This is a genomic window from Pantoea sp. Tr-811 (assembly GCF_011752535.1).
In the GTDB taxonomy this organism is placed as follows: domain Bacteria; phylum Pseudomonadota; class Gammaproteobacteria; order Pseudomonadales; family Pseudomonadaceae; genus Aquipseudomonas.
This window is the reverse complement of the sequence record NZ_VWXJ01000019.1, coordinates 116,075-131,466: the sequence shown is the minus strand read 5'-3', so window position 1 is coordinate 131,466 and position 15,392 is coordinate 116,075. Positions and strand designations below refer to the sequence as shown.

Sequence of the window (15,392 nt, the reverse complement as noted above, 5' to 3'; positions counted from 1 at the left end):
GAAGACGACATCGTCGCCGCGTGCCTGATGTGCCGCGATGGCCAGGTCGTGCGCAAGAACGGCTAAGGAGCACGACAATGGAAGACATGCTGATTTCCCACGGCATCTACAACCTGATCATCTTCGTCCTGGCCATCTACGTGGGTTACCACGTGGTGTGGAACGTCACCCCGGCGCTGCACACCCCGCTGATGGCCGTCACCAACGCCATCTCGGCCATTGTCGTCGTCGGCGCCATGCTGGCCGCAGCCCTGACCGTGACCCCAGTCGGCAAGCTGATGGGCACCCTGGCAGTGGCGCTGGCGGCGGTCAATGTGTTCGGTGGCTTCCTGGTCACCCGCCGCATGCTGGAGATGTTCAAGAAGAAAACCAAGAACGAGGCGCAAAAGTAAGCATGAGTATGAATCTGATAACGCTCCTCTACCTAGTCGCTTCGGTTTGCTTCATTCAAGCGCTAAAGGGGCTCTCGCATCCAGCAACGTCACGGCGGGGCAACCTGTTCGGCATGATCGGCATGGGGATTGCCATCCTAACCACGGTTGGTCTTGTCTATAAGTTGGGCGCGCACACTTCGGACGCGGGTATGGCTTACGTGATGGGTGCCTTGCTGGTCGGTGGCACTGCAGGCACGACTATGGCCAGGCGAGTAGAGATGACCAAGATGCCCGAACTGGTCGCCTTCATGCATAGTATGGTTGGCTTGGCGGCGGTGTTCATTGCCCTCACCGGTGTTCTTGAGCCTCAATCCCTAGGTATCGTGGCTTCGATGGCAGATCCTATTCCTGGCGGGAACCGCTTGGAGCTCTTCCTCGGCGCTACCATCGGCGCCATTACCTTCTCCGGCTCCGTGATCGCCTTTGGCAAACTGTCGGGTAAATACAAATTTCGATTGTTCCAAGGTGCACCGTTTGTGTTCCGTGGGCAGTTCAAAACGAACATGCTCGTACTGTTCACAACTTTTGGTGTGGGCATTATCTACAGCACCACTGGATTGATTGATGCCTTCATCATCATGTTGGTATTGGCATTCGCCTTGGGCGTCCTATTGATCATCCCGATTGGAGGCGCGGACATGCCGGTGGTTGTCTCCATGCTCAACAGCTATTCCGGCTGGGCGGCGGCAGGTATCGGATTCTCGCTGAATAACTCCATGCTCATTGTAGCGGGCTCCTTGGTGGGGTCGAGTGGAGCGATCCTGTCGTACATCATGTGCAAGGCGATGAACCGTTCGTTCTTCAGCGTCATTCTCGGAGGTTTCGGTGGGGATGCTGATATAAGTGCGAAGCAGGATTCCAGGGAGCAGCGTCCGGTGAAGTCCGGCTCTGCCGACGATGCCACCTTCCTGCTGAGCAATGCCGACAGTGTAATCATCGTTCCCGGCTACGGTCTGGCGGTCGCCCGTGCCCAGCACGCGCTGAAGGAACTGACCGAGAAACTGACCCACAACGGCGTGACCGTGAAATACGCAATCCATCCGGTAGCTGGGCGTATGCCCGGGCACATGAACGTGCTCCTGGCCGAGGCCGAGGTGCCATACGACCAAGTGTTCGAGATGGAAGACATCAACTCAGAGTTCGGCCAGGCCGATGTGGTACTGGTGTTGGGCGCGAACGACGTGGTCAATCCGGCTGCGAAGAACGATCCAAAGTCGCCGATCGCAGGAATGCCGATCCTCGAGGCTTTCAAAGCCAAAACGATCATCGTCAACAAGCGCTCCATGGCCAGCGGTTATGCCGGCTTGGACAACGACCTGTTCTATCTGGACAAGACTATGATGGTCTTCGGTGATGCCAAGAAGACAATTGAGGACATGGTTAAGGCGGTGGCTTAGCTACACCGCTCTTGAGCTGATAAGGAAAGCCTATCTAAAAGGATCGCAAATGGCGATTGGACGCGTTCAGATGCTTCGCTGATTATCGAAATGTCTGGCGGCGCTAGGTACCACTGCGCAGATAATATTTGACGAAGGTTACTATATGAATAATTACAATGGTCGCGTAGTCATTATCACTGGTGCCGGTTCCGGTATGGGGAGGGCAATGGTTGAAGAGTTTGCCTCCCGTCATGCATTGGTTGTTGCACTTGATATCAATCTAAGATCGGCTCAAGAGTCAGTCTCAAAAATTGCGAACCCTGAACGTGGCTTTGCTTACCGCGTTGATGTGAGCGACCCAGCGAGTGTGCAAGAGGCGGTGGACGCTGTCATTTCAAAGTGGGGGCGTATTGATCTACTTTGCAATAATGCCGGTATCCTGGACGGCCATGCATCAGCGCATGAAGTGTCCATCGAAGAATGGAATAAAGTTATTGCAGTCAACCTTACCGGGCCATTCTTGATGGCTCGTGCCGTCATTCCCCAAATGCTAAAGCAGAAGAAAGGAGCGATCATTAATACCTCGTCTACCTCCGGTTTCAGCGCTGCTGGTGGGGGTACTGCTTATACGGCGTCCAAGCATGGTGTGATCGGCCTTACTCGGCAATTGACCTTCGAGTATGGGGCAAGTGGTATCCGAGTGAATACAATCTGTCCTGGGGCAACTGCTACGCCCCTTGCAATGGCAGATCCTGTAACCGCCCATTCGCCCGATATGCTAGCCGCTCTTGAGAAATTCCCTGCACGCCGGTGGTGCCAGCCTAGCGAGATTGCAAAGCTTGCAGCATTCCTCGGTGGTGACGAAGCAGACTTTGTTCATGGTAGTGAGTATGTAATGGATGGAGGCTGGCTGGCCGCTGCCCGAGATCCGTTCTAATAAAACCGAGTATCCACTCAATTTCTGCAAGGGTGAACATGATGTTTAGCAAGCGCGAATGGCCGGACTGCGGCATTGAAGGATTTCAGCGTGGTTTTGTGACTGTCGATGGCACACGTATGCATTACGTGAGTGGCGGCAAGGAAGACGGGGAAGTGATGGTGCTGGTCTGTGGTTTCCCGCAGAGTTGGTACGCATGGCGTAAAGTCCTGCCACTCCTTGGTCAACACTTCCGTGTCATCGCGCCAGACCTTCCGGGTCAAGGCGATTCTGATCGCCCAGCGAACTGCGATACCGCAAACATTGCCCGACTGTTGCGGGGCATGATGGACAAAATCGGTGTAGATAAACATTCCTTGATTACGCATGACATTGGCGCATGGGTCAGTTACCCATACTGCGCAAATTACGGCGATCAGGTGACTGGATGGGCCATTCTGGACTGCGGTATCCCTGGTATCAGTCTGCCGGATAATCTGCCATGGGCTGGCAACGTTGCTTGGCGTACTTGGCACTGTGGTTTCCACAACCTCATCGACCTGCCTGAGGCGCTGCTTGAGGGGCGTGAGCACATCTATCTGCAGTGGTATCTGCAACGTAAGGCGGCAATCCCGCAGATCTTCACTCAAGATGATTTTGAAGAGTATCTGCGCACGTTCAAGCTTAACGGCCTGAAGGGTGGGTTGGCTTACTACCGCGCGATGTCTGTTTCGGCTGAGCAAAATCGCGAGCTCGTGAAAAAAGGGAAATTGCAGGTTCCTATTTTGGCCATGCGTGCAGACCAAGGATCAATGCCTGACCTAGTTACTGAGCTTCTGAATATCGCTACCAATGTGACTGGCACTATGGTTAATAGTGGTCATTACATCCCTGAAGAGCAACCAGAGCAATTGGTTGACGAGCTTCTCAAGTATTTCGCTAAGTAACACCCAGGGTCTTCGTTGTCGCTCTTCGTTTGCTAGAAACCGGTTGGCTATCGGTTTCTAGCCTTTTTATTTTTCATTTGATTATCTGATCAAGCAGACCGCACTTCTGTGTCGGCGCCCTTTATCAGGTCGCATTGGCGTGCGAGCAAGCTTTGCTTTAGCAGCTTCCAGTGATCGCTTAATAATAATAATGGGGTGGTGAATGAAAACTTTGAGGTTGGGCTCCATAAGTGGAGCCTTTTCGGCTGCACTTTTTTTTCCATTAGATGCTTCGTCTGTTGAATTTAATGGTTACATGCGCAGTGGTGTCGGAGGCGCCACATCAAGTGGTAAGCAAAGCTGTTTCATGCTCCCAGGCGCTCGATCAAAATATAGGCTGGGTAACGAGTGCGAACAGTACATAGAGTTAGAGCTGCGCCAGGATGTCTTAACTCTGGATGACGGCTCTATCATTAGCGTGGATGGAATGCTCCAAACTCAGACTAATTATAATCACACTCCAGCTTTTTCTGGAGAAGCTAGTTACACTCGCTTGAATCAGTCTTACCTAGAGTGGAGCAATATGCCTGCGCTCAATGGAGGATCCCTCTGGGCTGGTCGCAGATTCTACAAGCGAAGGGACATCAATATTTCGGATTTTTTCTATTGGGAGCAGAGCGCCACAGGCTTCGGTTTAGATCGTGTTCAGCTGGGGGGTTATAAATACAGCTACGTTTTTTCCCGGGAAGACAATGTCTTCCAGAAAGAACTTATAACGCGGCAAGATTTCAACGTAGAAGGCTTTCATGCAAATCCAGGCGGTGAAGTCGAATTAGGTGTAAGTTTCTTAAGAGCCCCAAGTAGAGAAAATACCCACGGCGGATGGTCAGTTGCGATGCAGCATAAGCAGACTGACTTCCTCGGTGGTACGAACAAATTTGCGCTTCAATATGGTGAGGGGCCGGGTACGGGTTTGGGGTTCACAGGCGATCCTGAGCTAGATGCCAGCAATCGCAGTTGGCGCGCGGTAGAGATTATTGATTGGCAGGTTGCCCGAAACTTTGGTGGGCAGTTCAATATCCTGTACCAGAAGGACAAGCGAACTGACGATGAAGATCAGAACTGGCTCTCCGTTGGTATCCGCCCAGTGTACGGATTTACGGAGCATTTCAAGTTGGCCGTAGAGCTCGGTCGAGATCAAGTTTCTGCTCCTGGCGGCACTAGAAAGCTTACCAAGTTTACTATCGCCCCTACTTGGTCGCCTTCAGGCCCAGGCTTTTGGGATAGGCCAGAGATTCGCCTTTATTATACATACGCTCGATGGAACGCGGCGGCTCAACGGGCTGCCAATAACATGGCAGCTGGGTCGGCGCTCTCGGACAGTGGTGCTTTCGGCAGAGCTCTTCATGGTTCAAACTTCGGTATACAGTTTGAATATGGGTGGGAATGATTCTGAACGCAGTGTCCTGAGCTACATGCTGTGACGTAGCTCCCTAAACAGAGCGTGTTTAGCGTTGGTGATCTATGAATTTTTGAATTGTTTCGAAGCCGGAGGCTCGCGAGGTTGCAGCCTCTGGGTTTTTGAAATACGTTAGAGTGGCCATGTCGATGTTTGACAATCATCGAAAAATAGGGTAGTTGCTAGCCTTGAGTTGCCCTCGGAAGTTTTCCTGAAAATACGGATTGATTTATCTTTGAAAATCCTGTTATTGGTCATGATCGTTGATAGTAGGGGGGGATGATGCCAGAGTCGAGCCGTTTGGAAATTAGTGACTATGATGATCCGCGAGTTCTGAAAGAACAGTCAGCCGAGGATTATTCTCGCCATGTTGTTCCGCTAGCTGCTCGGTCGGGCCGGTGGAGCCTCGCTATGGCGTCTTGGTCAGTAATTAGCGCGCTGTTTTATCTATACATTAGTGTGGCTGTTGCTCAGGCGGTGGGAGCGCGGAGCGCTCTTGTTGGTATGGGTTTGTCCGTTGTTTTCTACGGATTAATTAATTACATCATCTGCCAGCGCTCGATCAAAAGTGGGCTTTCTGTCGCTTTGCTTTCAAGGGGGATATTTGGTAATTACGGTGCAGTAATATCGTCCTTGCTATTTGCCGTTACTGCTACGTATTACGCTGTTTTTGAAGGATCGATTATTGCAGCGGCACTGCAGCAATATTTCTCACCTGGCAGTGATATTCGTTGGTGGTATTTGTTGGTGGTGCTCTACGCAATGCCGCTCGTCTTAGGTGGAATTCAGGCTTGGATGGATAAGCTAAATGGCGCGTTGCTTCCGCTCTATATAGTTGGTCTTTTGGCTGTCGTAGTGATGTCAGGTAGTCGTTTTGGTTTTTCGAAAAATTTTCTGTTTATTCAGCCATCAATTGACACCCTCATGCCAGGCTGGATGTGGGCATTCATTGTATACATGGGTATCTGTGTGAACATGATGGTGACAGCAGAGTTTTCTCGGTTTGGAAAGCCGAGGGATGCTAAGTTTCACGGGATTGTTACATTTGGGCCGGTTTTTTATTTTGTACTCTATGTGGTTAATGGCGTTGCCGGAATATTCATAATGGACACGGTTTTTCCGGGGTTGAGGGCGAGCGAGCAGGGGATTGCAGAAGCAGTCCTTAAGTCTTCAGGTCTGATTGGTTTGATTTTCATTATCATCAGTCAGACACGAATTAATACCGCTAATTACTACATGGCCTCATTAAATATGGCTGGTTTCGCGGCCAGAGGGCTAGGGCTCAAGCTACCACGCACTGTATGGGTTCTAGTCGTTGGGGCTTGCGTATACGCCCTCATGCTGACGAACGTTTTCAGCTATCTCCTTAAAGCTCTCGCATGGCAGGGGGTTGCAGTGACATCGTGGGTGGCTATCTTGATGACTCACTATGCAATCCATCCTGATCCGAGGGACGACGAATTTCGTCCAGGTAGAGTGCAGTCCATGATGCCTGGGGCGTGGGCAATATTGTTTTCCACGGCCCTTGGTATCATGTTGATAGAGTTCGGGGTTAAAGGAAAGTGGTACGTTGAATTTGCACCCGTCATAATCTCTGTGTTCGCTGCGTCGAGCTACTGGCTGATTTCAAAATCAGCACGCAGTCAGAAAATGCGTAGAGCCGCCGAGCCTAGGAGCGAAGTGATAGACATTTGGCGTCAACACATCAAGTGCCATGTATGTGAGCGCTCGTATAGTGCTGTCGAAATGGACGCCGACCCTTCAGCCAGTCAGCAGGCCATTTGCACAGGATGTGCTGAAGGGAACAAAGTATTTTTGCAGGCAGTTCAATCCGAATCAGAATCACTGGCGAGATTGTCTGAAGCCTTACTTGATAAAAGAAATTCTTGAGTATTGATGGTGTGTAGAGTAGGGATTTGTAGTGAAGCCCCACTCTACGCTCAATAAATATTTGCGTTATTAGGGATATTCGATTTCAACAGATTGGCGCAACTCAATAGACTTGCGGGCAGCATCCATGATCAATGCTGCATCCACTGCATCATTCATGGTTGATAATGGCGCTTCACCTTTGATCAGGCAATCTTTTAGGAAAAACTTTTGGATCTGGTAAAAACTGTCCCAATAAGTACCGTCATCCCAAAATGGAAGTCTTGCCTCTCCAAATCGTGTGGTATCCCAAGGTACGACCGCTGCCCCTTCCATTCCAATTAGCTTGAAATAAACCGACCAGGGCTCACGGCTCCTATCGTCCGCAGAGAAGCTTCCCCAAAGGTTTGCGATGGCACCGTTAGGATACTCAGCAACGATCATCAGCTGGTCATGCGCTGCAGGATCGGCGAAATGCACAGCGGAACCTGTCGCAAAGACTCGCTCAGGCCGACCCATGAAATACAGCATGCAATAAATATGATGGATCATCAGCTCACGCATAGTGAGATCTGGCGCACCAATTTCTGCAGGGTGACGTTTATTATAGATAGCCCAGAAGTTAACTATTTCGCCGAGACTTCCCTTGTCAATGTGTGCGCGGACACGCTGCATGGTTTCTGCATAAACATAGTTGTGAGAGGGCGCGCAGACTCGGCCTACTTCTTTCGCAATTTCAGCCAGTTCGCGAATTTGTTCAGCGGTGTCACAGATCGGCTTTTCTATCAGGACGTGCTTGCGCGCCAATAGTGCTTGTTTTGCGAGGGAGTAATGAGACGCGGCGTTCGTACATACAAAAACAGCCTCGATCTCTTCGTCAGCCAAGAGCGCCTCAGGGGTAGAGTAAACTTTGCCACCAAACCTCTGTTGGAAGTCAGCCGTCTTCGATTGAGTCCGGCCCCAACCGCCAACATATGCGTCTTGACTGATCTCGTTCAGCGCAACCACGTGAAGTTCTGCTACATTACCAAGCCCTAGAATACCGACTTTCATAAAATCACCAGTTCATTAAGCGTACTTGATTTTTACCGGCTCACCACTTTCAAGAGAGATGGCCGCCGCATCAGCTATCAGTTGCGCATGTAATCCATCTGTAGCGGTCGGGTTAGGAATCGAACCTTTCTCAACGCACTGGACGAAATGCTGCATTTCGGCAAGATATGCAGGGCCAAATCTCTCCAGGAAGAATGGTTTAGCGACCGGCATGGTAAAACCATTCGATGTAGCACACTCAACTTGGGCCTCATGAACGTTGGATACACGTAACATGCCCTTAGAGCCATGGACTTCAAGGCGCTGATCGTAACCATATGTGGCTCGCCTGGAGTTGGTGATCTGACAAATTTTTCCCGAGGCTGTAGTCAATACAACGACTGCCGTGTCGACATCGCCGGCCTCACGGATAGCTGGGTCGATAAGTGCAGAACCTACTGCGTAGACTGTCAAAGGCTCTTCATTTAGCAGGAATCTCGCCAGATCGAAGTCATGAATCATCATGTCCCTGAAAATGCCTCCAGACCCTTTTAGATATGCCACGGGTGGTGGAGCGGGATCGCGCGATGTGATTGAAACTGTTTCCAATGAGCCTATCTCACCTGCTGCGAGGCGACGTTGCAGTGTGGCGAAATGTGGGTCAAACCGCTGGTTGAACGCGGTCATGAATGGAACGTTTGCTGCCTCGACTGCTGCGATACAGGCACGCACGCGATCTGAAGACATATCGATAGGTTTTTCGCAGAAAATTGCCTTCTTTGCTGAAGCGATTCGATGGATAAAGTCAAAGTGTGTGGGTGAAGAGGTGGCAATGACTACAGCATCGATGTCGGTAGCATCAATAATTTGATCGATGGTTCGTACTTCAACGTTGAAGCGCTCTGCGCACGCGGCAGCCGCTTCTGGTACGGCATCTGCTACAGAAACCAACTTTGCCCCTGGGGTTTGTACAACACTTGAAGCATGAACATTTCCGATGCGGCCGCAGCCAAGGATACCTATCCTAATCATAAATAAGCTCTTTTTGTTTGTGTGTTGACGTATGAGTGCGATGAGCGTGTCAGCTAATTGATGCTCACGCAAGAGCTTATCTGATCTTGTTTTTTTATGAGCGCTGGAAGGCTGCTATTATCAATGCGTTTTTAGTGGAGGCCTTAATTGTGGGGGTGTTGCGATACATTGTTGCTAGTTGGTGGTTTGCTGTAGGGTTATAACTAAGATGTTTGCTTTGGTTTGCTTGCTGTGGGTTCCCTCCTAATGGGATGGCTGCCTAAAATTACGCCCATGATTACCAAGAGAAAACCGCATATCGCAGCAGAGCTGCATAGGGCTCATGGCTCGTAGGGAGCACAATTTCCCAAGCCAGCCACGATCTGTTGGCTGCACCAATTTGACATAGAATCCATCCACAGGCCCCAGCTCAATCCTAGTGCGGGGACTGCTGCCGATTGCCAACCGTGTGAGCGCAACGCGTCGATCTCTCCAAAGTAGTGGATCGCCATCCCGTCGACGATAACAGTCGTGAAGTCGAGCCCTATGAACCTCTGCTCAAACGTACGGCTGAGGTATCCAATGGCAAAGACGATCCCGTCCTGGGAAGGCTTGTGCGATGCCAGTAGCTTCGCCGGTGAGGATGAGACCGCACCCATCACGGGACATTCCAACGCCATCCCTCTGCGAGTGCCTTGATGCTTTCTCATGGTGAGACTAATACTAAAGGAGTGCTACGAAGAGGAATGGTCATGCAGACACGTTTCGTTGTAATCCCCGCTATGCCCCAAGAAAAAGAGCAGTTCCCTCGCCGTACTGGCGTTCCCGCTGCCGTTGGCGCTGGCTACGATCTCTACGATACCTATGGCAAAATACGGCTGGCTTTCAACTACCCCACGCGAGCGGAAGCAGAGTACGACTGTGCTAGTCGGAATGGCCAGGAGGGAGTGATGGGAGGTCGTGTGACGGGGCGCAGGTGAGGGCTTTGTCATTCTTCGCGGCAAAAGAAAGCTCTCTGTTATGCGAGCAAGATCAATCACGTAGAGATGGCTTGAGCGTGGCTCGCCAGCTGTGAAAATTGAGTAAAGGAAGAGTCCTCGCAGTGTTGCCGCATGCGCTATGTCTGAAAGCAGCGACTACCGAATGGCGGCTGAAGATTAAAGCACGCAACCACCCTGCAGATGAAGGTCATCCTTCCTGGCAGCGTTTCTGTGAACTTAAGCGTCAGATTGTTTGCATGCCAACCTGATAGCTGTCACTAGATTGGGTACACGGTACCAGTGGTTCATTCTGCAATAGCACTCTGAGCGGGTGGCCTGCTCTGCGGCTGCCACCATTCGGTAAAGGCTGTTGCCGTCGACACCAGCATGCGGAGCCGCTGATACCGGTGCCTCGAGCTGGATGAACCTGACCCACCCAGCCGCATGGTCGGCCCACGACTGACCGAGTTGGCCTCAATCAAAGAAGCGGTGGCCACCTACACGTCCAGAGCAGCAGAGAAACTTTGCTCCCAGCAGTCGCTTTGCAAACGGCGATCCGGTCGGGTTGCCATACTCCACTGACGACACACGTTTGCTGACAAAGGCGGCGCGGGAGCGCGTGGCTAGGATGTTCCGTAAGAGCTTCCGGTATAGCAAGGCAAAGGTGCTATTACTGGCCTTAATCAGCCGAACGAAGTCCTGGGTGAATTGCTTGCGGCTCTCAGCCGGTGGTAAGTGAAAAGCTGATGGGTGTGTTGGATGCGGTAAACCGCAGGTGGGGTAGGGGCACGGTGCGGTTGGCGAGTGTGCCATCGGATCCCTCTGGGGGCATGCGGCGGGAGATGATGAGCCAGAGCTTCACCACCCGAGTTGATGAGCTCCGACGGTTTACTGCAATTAATCTCAGCAAAAGTCCAGAGCAAACTCGAACGAGTTTAACAGGCAGCGCACGGCCTGGATGGTATTGCGACGACTCCGCCCCACCCGTGAAGGATGGCCAGCTGCCACGTAGGAACAGGCTTCCGGTCGGTCAGGCCGTCTACGGCAGAAGGGGCTCTATTAGATATCGACTGATGCCACCCAGTTTCGGTGGTCGTCGTAGGTCGTGAAACCGAAGCGTTCGGCGAATGCAGATGCTTTGGCCTTAGCACACTCGATGAGCAAGTGCCGGTAGCCGAGGGTGGGTGCCATGTCTACCTGTCGTTCAACTAGGGCCCGGCCATGCTCAACACGCTGATGTTCGAACATGAACCGAGCGATCACCAATGATTCCTGAGGGCAGTTCGCGTCAGGCCTTGCAAAGAGCCGAAAGTAGAGATCGAACTGTTTGCTCCGTGCATAAGCTGTAGCCAATGATCTCCAGACCTTCTGTTGAACGTAGGCTCCTAAGTTAACCGCTTGAGGATGAACGCTCTCAAGTGGGGTAGGAGATGCTCGGCTCTTGCTTGGGTAAATCCAAACCACTCATCACCACTGGCATGCTCGAGAGGGAGACCATGGAAAAAACATGACGAGTACGCGGCATCGGAAAGCGACGCTCTTTCAGATCACTGGAACCGCGAGTGTCTACGTCGCGAGCGTTGAATGCGCGAAACCGCAATCTGAACAGCTATCGACACCAGACAGAATGAGCCAATCTTCCAAGCAGGATCAACGTTAAAGTGATTCAGCACTAGCGATGTAATGAATATGCTCACGAAAATAGCGACCAGCAAAATTAATGTGTTCATTAGACTTCCTTCTCAAATATGAATCCGGGCTTCTGGTTTGACGCATGATGGTTCTAGGCGACCCTTCCCCGTAGACAGGTACGCTAGCTAGTGTAGCCTTAGTAGTTTTTTGTTACAATCACCCCCTCAACGCCAGCAATCTGAAGTGGCGCCCAATAAGGCCATGAGCGCCAACTCTGCTTGCAAGGCGGTCAGTTTAAAGACTGTCAACTCGTCCTCCAGCTGCGTGAACATAAAGTCGAGCTTTTCGGCATCCACAAGCCGCCCTTTTCAGCTAATCAGCAACTTGTTCGAAGTCTCCTTGGCAGGCAGGGCGCTATCGAATGTGGTCGATGATGCCTTGCGATATGCAAGGGCGCAAATTCAGATATATGTAGAGCTCGCCCATGATCAATGGTTATACCTAAGCGTCGAGCATGACAGGGAAGGAATACTAAGGGATAAAAGGCCGAAATGCTTTGAGCCTTTCCATCGAAGGGGTAGGGGCGCGATAAGGCAACTGGTAGATTTGGTTTAGGGCTTGCGCTCTGTAAAAAGCCGTACTTAACCAAGGCGCATACTTCGAGGCTAACGAGTCTGAGCTGGATGGGCCCTTGGTAAAGTATAATTGCCGACCTAGTTATTTAAATGCTCGAAACTTTTTTATTATCATTCTTTTTGTTTTGAGTTTTTCAGTTGCTTCCTCTGAAGGGTCGCATTCAACAATCAGATCCCGGCTGCTGAAGCCCGCTGGATTCATGCCTAGAGGATACTGCGCGTTTTCCTCATCATGAATGTTTGATTGGGCAATGATTTCATAGGTGGTATGCCCACATATCCGCTCGGCTTGTTTGAAACATTGTGCCCAAGAAGAGGTTAGTCCTGAGCAACTGATGTACAGAAATTTGTGACCATGCCAGTTTCGGGTGCCCATCACCGGTGCACAGCCCGTAAGAGTGATTGCTATGTATGCCCAGAAAAACAATTGCTTAGCGCGGGCGCGTAGAGTTGGTTTAATCACCTTGCAGGCGTGCATAGTATCACTCAGAAGGGTCGGCTATAGAACAGGGAGTAAGATTCAATCCCGTTGTTAGGTTGCTTAATTCCAGCATTTGAGTAATGAATTACCCGCACGCCAACACGGCTCTCGTCTTTGAATTTAAGGCCAGCTCCAAGGCGATCCTCGAAGTTGAATGAGGATCCCAAGGTGCGATCTCCGACTTTGGTACCCGAGAACATGGATACACCGATGCCTGCCTCAATGAAGGGCGTAATACTCATATTCGTGTTGAATTCATACACAAATACCGGTGCGAACGAGATCGCGCTGCGGGCACTGGCACGCTTTCCCTTCTCCCAGTGGGTCAGGCCAGCGTCCCAATAGCCGGTGAAGTGGCCTGTGGATGACTTCATCCATTTTCTGTCCCAGTCGAAGCCAACACCGATGCGGCCAAAGAAGCCGTTTTGACCAGTGCTGCCCAACGCGCCGGAAAGCTGAGCTGCATGTGCTGGGAGAATGGTCGCGCTCAGCGAAATGGCCAGTGCACCAACAAGAAACTTAAAGCTTTTCACGAATTGCGATCCTACTTAATTTAGAACATATAAAGAATAAAAGTGGGTGGCTTTGCCACGGCGCGCTGCCCTAAAAGTGGGCTGGATCCGGTCTGGTCGGCATGCTGAGTCAACTCAAGCGCGGTGAGGGTAGTCCAGCGTGGCTCAATGGCGTGCTGCCGATTAAGTGCGGTGGAGTAGGTGTAAATTCCACTTTCACACTTGTAAGCGGTGAAAATGCTATTTCACTCTGATATTGCGTTACGCCAGAATTTCGCCTGTTTATACCGCACGTCACCAGCATGGACGTTGAAGTCTCAGCTAACGGTCTTGGTGTCGTTATCAAGGACGAATGCCTGTGCTCACAGGTGCTAACGGTTACCTCGGTCATTGCCTCCGATCTGCTTTTCGGCTTCGGCTTCGGCTTCGGCTTCGGCTTCGGCTTCGGCTTCGGCTGACAGCTAAGTAAGAATCTTTTGAGAGCGGCGCCGGTGATTTGGTGTGTAGTAATAGGTTGTATCATGAGAGGCTTAGTTGATCTTGGTTGAGCTAATATATAGTTAGGAAGAGTAGGAAGGTCTTACGCGCTTACCTACGTTTCTCAAGTGTGCTGCTTGATCCACTAAGCTGGGCGCCTCGTCTAGGCTGCTGACAAAAGTCCACAGATATGTCATCACGGCATACACATGGCCAGCTTGAATTCTTGATTTAGTCGAGAGTTCATAAATGGTCACGGCGGATAGAGTTGCGGCTATAGCTCCCAGGATGGAGAGGGCTGAAGCCTCTCGGTCAGATAGTGCTATTCGCAAACGTGACAACATGTTGTAGTGTTTCTTTAGTTTTATGACTGAACAGTGATCGATCAACAAGGTCTCCAGTCTAAGCTGGTCGTTTATTATTTGATGTGTTCTCTGGTTTCTTCTGTTAAAAGAAGGAAGGCAAAAGGCAAGGATCAAAAGGCTCAACAAACAGAGAATGCCTGGCAGAGGTTGTAGGTAAATCAGCATTCCTGCTGAGCCGATGATTGAGATGCATGCAGTGAAAATTACAGGGACATGCTTCTCACAAAAATCTACGAAGCCCTTTGCCAGAGCTATACGTGCGGTTGTCACAGTTATTGAATGCTCTCCCGCGCGTTGATCCAACACTATCAAGACTGCCAGTTGAGCATAAATTCTTGTGAAGGTTCGCGTACCAACCGCTCGCCTGATCGCTCCTACGACCCAAAAGCTCAGGACGACTACGCTATACATCAGGGCATTATTAGAGTGGCCTTTGAGAATCGAATCAACTGCGTATCCAGCGAAAAGTGGATAGGCGAGCAGAAGCAAGTTTTCCAATGTTACCAAAGAGAAGGTCATTAACAACTTGCCTGGGTGCGCCAAGGCTATCGCCTTCAACGTCTGAAATGCTGATTGCTCTTCAATTCTGATGGCGGCCTGGACTAGGCTTTGAGTCGCGGGTCTATTCACAGTGCACCGTTGAGATGTCGCGGGCTTCAAGGCCCTGGAGGCCGGATCACTAAAGCCTATCAAGGCAGAGTTGAGCTACCGTTGAGGAAATGTGGAGAAACGATGGAGAGTCATGACAGGTTGCAAATTTTTACATTTCTCGACACTGTTCAGGTTGCTATCAATACCTGTGCTCGTAAGAATTTGTTAGGCGGTTTATGTATGAAGGCGGCTCGGAAGTTGCAAGCAATCAAGAGGTAATATATTACTAATGCCGTGTTTCTTGAGCGTATGGGCGTAGACTCGGATTTTGAGATTTATGAAGCGTTAGCGGCGGTTGAAATGAGTTCGGAAGATTTGTTAACTGCCGATGAGCTTAAATAAATCCTTGAGCAGGGAAATGGAGAGGCTTGATTGGTGAAACTTGATGGCCAAGAATGCCTGTCGCTTGGTGCTCTCCCCTAACGACTTCGCAATTTTTCCTGATCAGGACACCATTCATATTCTTGGATTTCTCGTGCTGGGCAGTAGTAAAAGCAGAGGGTAGGGTTCATCAAAGGTACAAAAAATCATAACCGACCATCCCGGGAAAAGAGTTTGTGGCGGCAATTGAACCGTCAAACCATGCTTCGATGAGTCTTTTCGAGAAATTTGGCTTCGTCATTGATTGCGAGG

At 50.7% G+C, this 15,392-nt stretch carries 13 protein-coding genes and 1 pseudogene; 9 read left to right on the top strand and 5 right to left on the bottom strand.

Annotated elements, in window-relative coordinates:
• Positions 1-119: 119 nt before the first annotated feature.
• The 6 genes and pseudogenes from F3J44_RS24160 to F3J44_RS24135 all read left to right on the top strand — a co-directional run.
• Positions 120-392: pseudogene (locus F3J44_RS24160) on the top strand (NAD(P) transhydrogenase subunit alpha); the annotation flags it as partial.
• A 2-nt stretch (positions 393-394) separates the two neighbouring features.
• Complete coding sequence (locus F3J44_RS24155; protein WP_167276739.1) at positions 395-1,831, top strand: NAD(P)(+) transhydrogenase (Re/Si-specific) subunit beta; 1,437 nt, start codon at positions 395-397, stop codon at positions 1,829-1,831.
• A gap of 145 nt (positions 1,832-1,976) precedes the next feature.
• On the top strand, positions 1,977-2,750 hold the full coding sequence (locus tag F3J44_RS24150) for an SDR family NAD(P)-dependent oxidoreductase (RefSeq protein WP_167276736.1): 774 nt from the start codon (positions 1,977-1,979) through the stop codon (positions 2,748-2,750).
• Between the two features lie 38 nt (positions 2,751-2,788).
• Positions 2,789-3,676, top strand: coding sequence for an alpha/beta fold hydrolase (locus tag F3J44_RS24145; protein WP_240158503.1), 888 nt, complete (start codon positions 2,789-2,791; stop codon positions 3,674-3,676).
• Positions 3,677-3,878: 202 nt separating this feature from the next.
• Positions 3,879-5,105, top strand: a complete 1,227-nt coding sequence (locus F3J44_RS24140) for a carbohydrate porin (protein ID WP_167276733.1) — start codon at positions 3,879-3,881, stop codon at positions 5,103-5,105.
• A 420-nt stretch (positions 5,106-5,525) separates the two neighbouring features.
• Positions 5,526-7,004, top strand: coding sequence for a cytosine permease (locus F3J44_RS24135; protein ID WP_167276730.1), 1,479 nt, complete (start codon positions 5,526-5,528; stop codon positions 7,002-7,004).
• A 69-nt stretch (positions 7,005-7,073) separates the two neighbouring features.
• Here F3J44_RS24135 and F3J44_RS24130 read toward each other — a convergent pair whose 3' ends face one another.
• Positions 7,074-8,036, bottom strand: a complete 963-nt coding sequence (locus F3J44_RS24130; RefSeq protein WP_167276728.1) for a Gfo/Idh/MocA family protein — start codon at positions 8,034-8,036, stop codon at positions 7,074-7,076.
• A 15-nt stretch (positions 8,037-8,051) separates the two neighbouring features.
• Positions 8,052-9,119, bottom strand: a complete 1,068-nt coding sequence (gene iolG / locus F3J44_RS24125; RefSeq protein ID WP_240158502.1) for an inositol 2-dehydrogenase — start codon at positions 9,117-9,119, stop codon at positions 8,052-8,054.
• A gap of 1,633 nt (positions 9,120-10,752) precedes the next feature.
• Here iolG and F3J44_RS30445 point away from each other — a divergent pair.
• Together F3J44_RS30445 and F3J44_RS30440 are read left to right on the top strand one after the other, a co-directional pair.
• Positions 10,753-11,115, top strand: coding sequence for a DUF4113 domain-containing protein (locus F3J44_RS30445; RefSeq protein WP_205300147.1), 363 nt, complete (start codon positions 10,753-10,755; stop codon positions 11,113-11,115).
• 784 nt (positions 11,116-11,899) lie between these two features.
• Positions 11,900-12,253 (top strand): ATP-binding protein, encoded by a 354-nt coding sequence (locus F3J44_RS30440; protein WP_370526780.1) that lies wholly within the window; start codon positions 11,900-11,902, stop codon positions 12,251-12,253.
• A gap of 102 nt (positions 12,254-12,355) precedes the next feature.
• Here F3J44_RS30440 and F3J44_RS29645 read toward each other — a convergent pair whose 3' ends face one another.
• Together F3J44_RS29645 and F3J44_RS24110 are read right to left on the bottom strand one after the other, a co-directional pair.
• Positions 12,356-12,751, bottom strand: coding sequence for a hypothetical protein (locus F3J44_RS29645; protein WP_205300146.1), 396 nt, complete (start codon positions 12,749-12,751; stop codon positions 12,356-12,358).
• Positions 12,752-12,759: 8 nt separating this feature from the next.
• Complete coding sequence (locus F3J44_RS24110; RefSeq protein ID WP_167276725.1) at positions 12,760-13,287, bottom strand: acyloxyacyl hydrolase; 528 nt, start codon at positions 13,285-13,287, stop codon at positions 12,760-12,762.
• Between the two features lie 281 nt (positions 13,288-13,568).
• On the opposite strand from F3J44_RS24110, the gene F3J44_RS24100 reads away from it, so the two are divergent.
• Positions 13,569-13,724: a hypothetical protein gene (locus F3J44_RS24100; RefSeq protein WP_167276723.1), complete on the top strand. Its 156-nt coding sequence runs from the start codon at positions 13,569-13,571 to the stop codon at positions 13,722-13,724.
• 102 nt (positions 13,725-13,826) lie between these two features.
• Here F3J44_RS24100 and F3J44_RS24095 read toward each other — a convergent pair whose 3' ends face one another.
• Positions 13,827-14,738: an ABC transporter six-transmembrane domain-containing protein gene (locus F3J44_RS24095; RefSeq protein ID WP_167276720.1), complete on the bottom strand. Its 912-nt coding sequence runs from the start codon at positions 14,736-14,738 to the stop codon at positions 13,827-13,829.
• Between the last annotated feature and the right edge of the window lie 654 nt (positions 14,739-15,392).

What these genes read in the sequence shown, in the direction of transcription:
- F3J44_RS24130 (WP_167276728.1), bottom strand. Translation starts at nt 8,036, where the DNA reads ATGAAAGTCGGTATTCTAGGGCTTGGTAATGTAGCAGAACTTCACGTG.
- F3J44_RS24145 (WP_240158503.1), top strand. Translation starts at nt 2,789, where the DNA reads ATGATGTTTAGCAAGCGCGAATGGCCGGACTGCGGCATTGAAGGATTT.
- F3J44_RS24135 (WP_167276730.1), top strand. Translation starts at nt 5,526, where the DNA reads ATGGCGTCTTGGTCAGTAATTAGCGCGCTGTTTTATCTATACATTAGT.
- F3J44_RS24155 (WP_167276739.1), top strand. Translation starts at nt 395, where the DNA reads ATGAGTATGAATCTGATAACGCTCCTCTACCTAGTCGCTTCGGTTTGC.
- F3J44_RS24140 (WP_167276733.1), top strand. Translation starts at nt 3,879, where the DNA reads ATGAAAACTTTGAGGTTGGGCTCCATAAGTGGAGCCTTTTCGGCTGCA.
- F3J44_RS24150 (WP_167276736.1), top strand. Translation starts at nt 1,977, where the DNA reads ATGAATAATTACAATGGTCGCGTAGTCATTATCACTGGTGCCGGTTCC.
- F3J44_RS30445 (WP_205300147.1), top strand. Translation starts at nt 10,753, where the DNA reads ATGGGTGTGTTGGATGCGGTAAACCGCAGGTGGGGTAGGGGCACGGTG.
- F3J44_RS30440 (WP_370526780.1), top strand. Translation starts at nt 11,900, where the DNA reads ATGAGCGCCAACTCTGCTTGCAAGGCGGTCAGTTTAAAGACTGTCAAC.
- F3J44_RS29645 (WP_205300146.1), bottom strand. Translation starts at nt 12,751, where the DNA reads ATGCACGCCTGCAAGGTGATTAAACCAACTCTACGCGCCCGCGCTAAG.
- F3J44_RS24100 (WP_167276723.1), top strand. Translation starts at nt 13,569, where the DNA reads ATGGACGTTGAAGTCTCAGCTAACGGTCTTGGTGTCGTTATCAAGGAC.